Raw genomic sequence first — 2,771 nt, forward strand, 5'->3', positions numbered from 1 at the left:
CGCTGCCGCGGCGCCAGCAGCCGGGTGGCCAGGAAGAACGTCTTGCCGTGCGCGGCGTTGACCGTTCGGCAGTGTTCGTAGGCGGCGCGCAACGAGGGTTCCCGTACGCCGGCGGCATCGAGTTCGGTGCTGATCATGAGCGGTTCACCTCTGAGATCGGACTTGCAGCGACGACACCGGTGATCCGGTCGGCAGCCAGCCGGCCCGACAGGATCGCGGTCGGGACCCCGACACCGGGGACCGTCGAGGAGCCCGCGAGCACGACGTTGTCGGCGCCGCGGACGGTGTTGGCCGGCCGGAACGGCCCGGTCTGGGCGAAGGTGTGCGCCAGCGCGAACGGTGAGCCCGCCGCCATGCCCTGGCGGCGCCAGTCGGCCGGGGTGACGACGTGCAGGATCTCGGCGTCCTCGCCGACGCCGGGCATCCGGGACCGCACCGCGCCCAGCATCTGGTCGATGTAGCCGGATTCGGCGGCGTCCCAGTCCACCGTTCCGACATCGGTGTTGGGCGCCGGGGCCAGCACGTAGAGCAGGTCACGCCCGGCCGGGGCCAGCGACGGGTCACCGGCGCTGGGCCGGGTCACCAACAGGGACGGATCACCCATCACCCGGCCGTCGTCGATGATGTCGCGGAACGTCTGGCGCCACGCGTCACCGAACAGGATGGTGTGGTGGCCGACCCCGGGATCAACTGCGGCGCAGCCGACATGGGCGACGACCGCCGATGGCGCCGCCCGGTGACGCAGCAACCGCCGCGGGGTGCGGCCCAGCATGCGGTAGGTGTCGGGCAGCTCGGTGGTGAGCACCACGGCGTCGGCCGGCACCCGCTGCCCGTCGACGGTGCGCACCGCACTCACCCGGGAGCCGGCGAACTCCAGCTCCGAGACGGTGGCACCGTACACGAATTCGACACCGGCGTCGGCGGCGGCCGCGGCCATCGCGTCCGGCAACGCACGCATCCCGCCGCGCGGGAAGTACACCCCGGCCACGGTGTCCATGTAGGCGATCACCGCGTACACCGCCAGGGCGCTCTGCGGCGGCACCCCGGCGTAGAGCGCCTGGAAGGTGAACACCCGCAGCAACCGTTCGTCGTGGATGAACTTGCGCATCAGCGGTTCCCAGCGCCGGAATGCGCCCAGGGCGATCAGCCGGGCCAGCTGCGGGGTCAGCAGCGACAGCGGCGAGTCGAAGTTGGCGGCGATGAATCCGTCGAACTCGGTGCGGTAGAGCTTTGTCAGCCAATCCCGCAGCCGCAGATAGCCGTCCGCTTCGGCACGGCCGGCGAACCGCTCGACCTCGGCGGCCATCGCAGCGGCATCGGTGTGCACCGTCAACGCACTGCCGTCGGCGAAGTCGGCGTGGTAGGCCGGTGCGACCGGGTCCATCGGCAGACAGTCGGTCAGCGAGCGGCCGACCGCGGCGAACGCGTCGTCGATGATGTCGGGCATGGTCAGCACCGTGGGCCCGGTGTCGATGCGGTAGCCGCTGATGTCGGCGCGGCCGACCCGCCCGCCCGGATGCTCACCGCGCTCGACGACGGTCACCGCACGGCCGCGTCCAGCCAGCTGCAGCGCCGCCGACAGGCCGGAGAGCCCGGCGCCGACGATCACGACGCGGTCGGTCTTTCCGGTCACGGTGCGCATCACGCCGCCCGCTGGGTACAGGCGACGGCCATGTCGGCCAGCGCCGCGCGGGGACGCTCGGGGATGTCGGCGCGCTCGAGGTGGCTCAGCGCCTCGGCGTGCCGGTCGGCGATCAGGTCCTCGATGCGCTGCACCGCACCACTGGCCACAATCAGGTTTCGCCACCGCTCGACGGCCGCGGCGTCGAGGACGGGGGTGTTCATCAGATCGGCGAGCTGGCGGCGCAGTCCGGGGTCGGCCATCTCGTAGGCGGCCACGATGACGCTGGTCGCCTTGTGGTCCTCCATGTCGGTGCCAGTGGGCTTGCCGGTCAGCGACGGGCTGCCGAACACCCCCAGGATGTCGTCGCGCAGCTGGAAGGCCTCCCCGATCGCCGATCCGTAACCCGACAGGGCGTCGAGCACGCCGCGACGGCACCCGGCCATCGCCGCGCCGATCTCGAGCGGGCGGCGAACGGTGTAGTTGCCGGACTTGCGGCGCAGCACATCGAGCACCTCGTCCAGTGTCGGATATGTGTGGCAACTATTGACCAGATCGCAGAATTGACCGATGGCCAATTCGGTGCGCATGGCGTCGTAGCGCGGCCAGACGCGGGCCAGCGCGTGCTCACCCACCCCGCTGCGGCGCAGCATCTCCTCGGCCCACACCAGGCACAGATCACCCAGCAGGACCGCCGCGGACTCGCCGAATCGCTGTGCGGACCCGGCCAGGCCCCGCTCGGAATGCCACCGCGCGAACACCACATGGGCGGCGGGCGCCGAGCGGCGCATCGGTGAGCCGTCCATGACGTCGTCCTGCATCAATGCGAACGCATGCAGCAGCTCCAGGCTGGCCGAGGCGCGCAGCGCGGCGTCGTCGTCCTCGGCGCCGCACAACCAGCCCAGATACATGAACGTCGAGCGCACGTACTTGCCACCCTCGAGAAAACGGCACAACAGATCGCCGGCGACTGCGACACCGGCGTCACCGAGCCGGGTGGCGCATTCACCGCGCACGAACTGATCGACGTGCTCGCGCACCGTCTCGCGCACGTCATCGCGCCAGGCGGCCAAGCCGACCGACGATCCACCCCATCCGTTCGACGCCATCAGGCGCGCCCCCGATCGCTCTCCCCTGTCCAACGACCGCT

General features: G+C 71.1%; 2 protein-coding genes. Both read right to left on the reverse strand.

Annotated elements, in window-relative coordinates:
- Positions 1-133: 133 nt before the first annotated feature.
- Positions 134-1,642: a phytoene desaturase family protein gene (crtI, locus tag ACN27A_RS33915; RefSeq protein ID WP_421459015.1), complete on the reverse strand. Its 1,509-nt coding sequence runs from the start codon at positions 1,640-1,642 to the stop codon at positions 134-136.
- On the reverse strand, positions 1,642-2,771 hold a 1,130-nt coding region (locus tag ACN27A_RS33920; protein WP_421459016.1), incomplete at its 5' end, for a polyprenyl synthetase family protein. The genes ACN27A_RS33920 and crtI, both read right to left, overlap by 1 nt.

Origin of the sequence: Micromonospora sp. WMMD737, from assembly GCF_049179055.1 — a bacterium.
GTDB lineage: Bacteria > Actinomycetota > Actinomycetes > Mycobacteriales > Micromonosporaceae > Micromonospora > Micromonospora reichwaldensis.

Excerpts from the sequence above, each read along its gene's own strand:
- crtI (WP_421459015.1), bottom strand. The coding sequence starts at position 1,642 with ATGCGCACCGTGACCGGAAAGACCGACCGCGTCGTGATCGTCGGCGCC.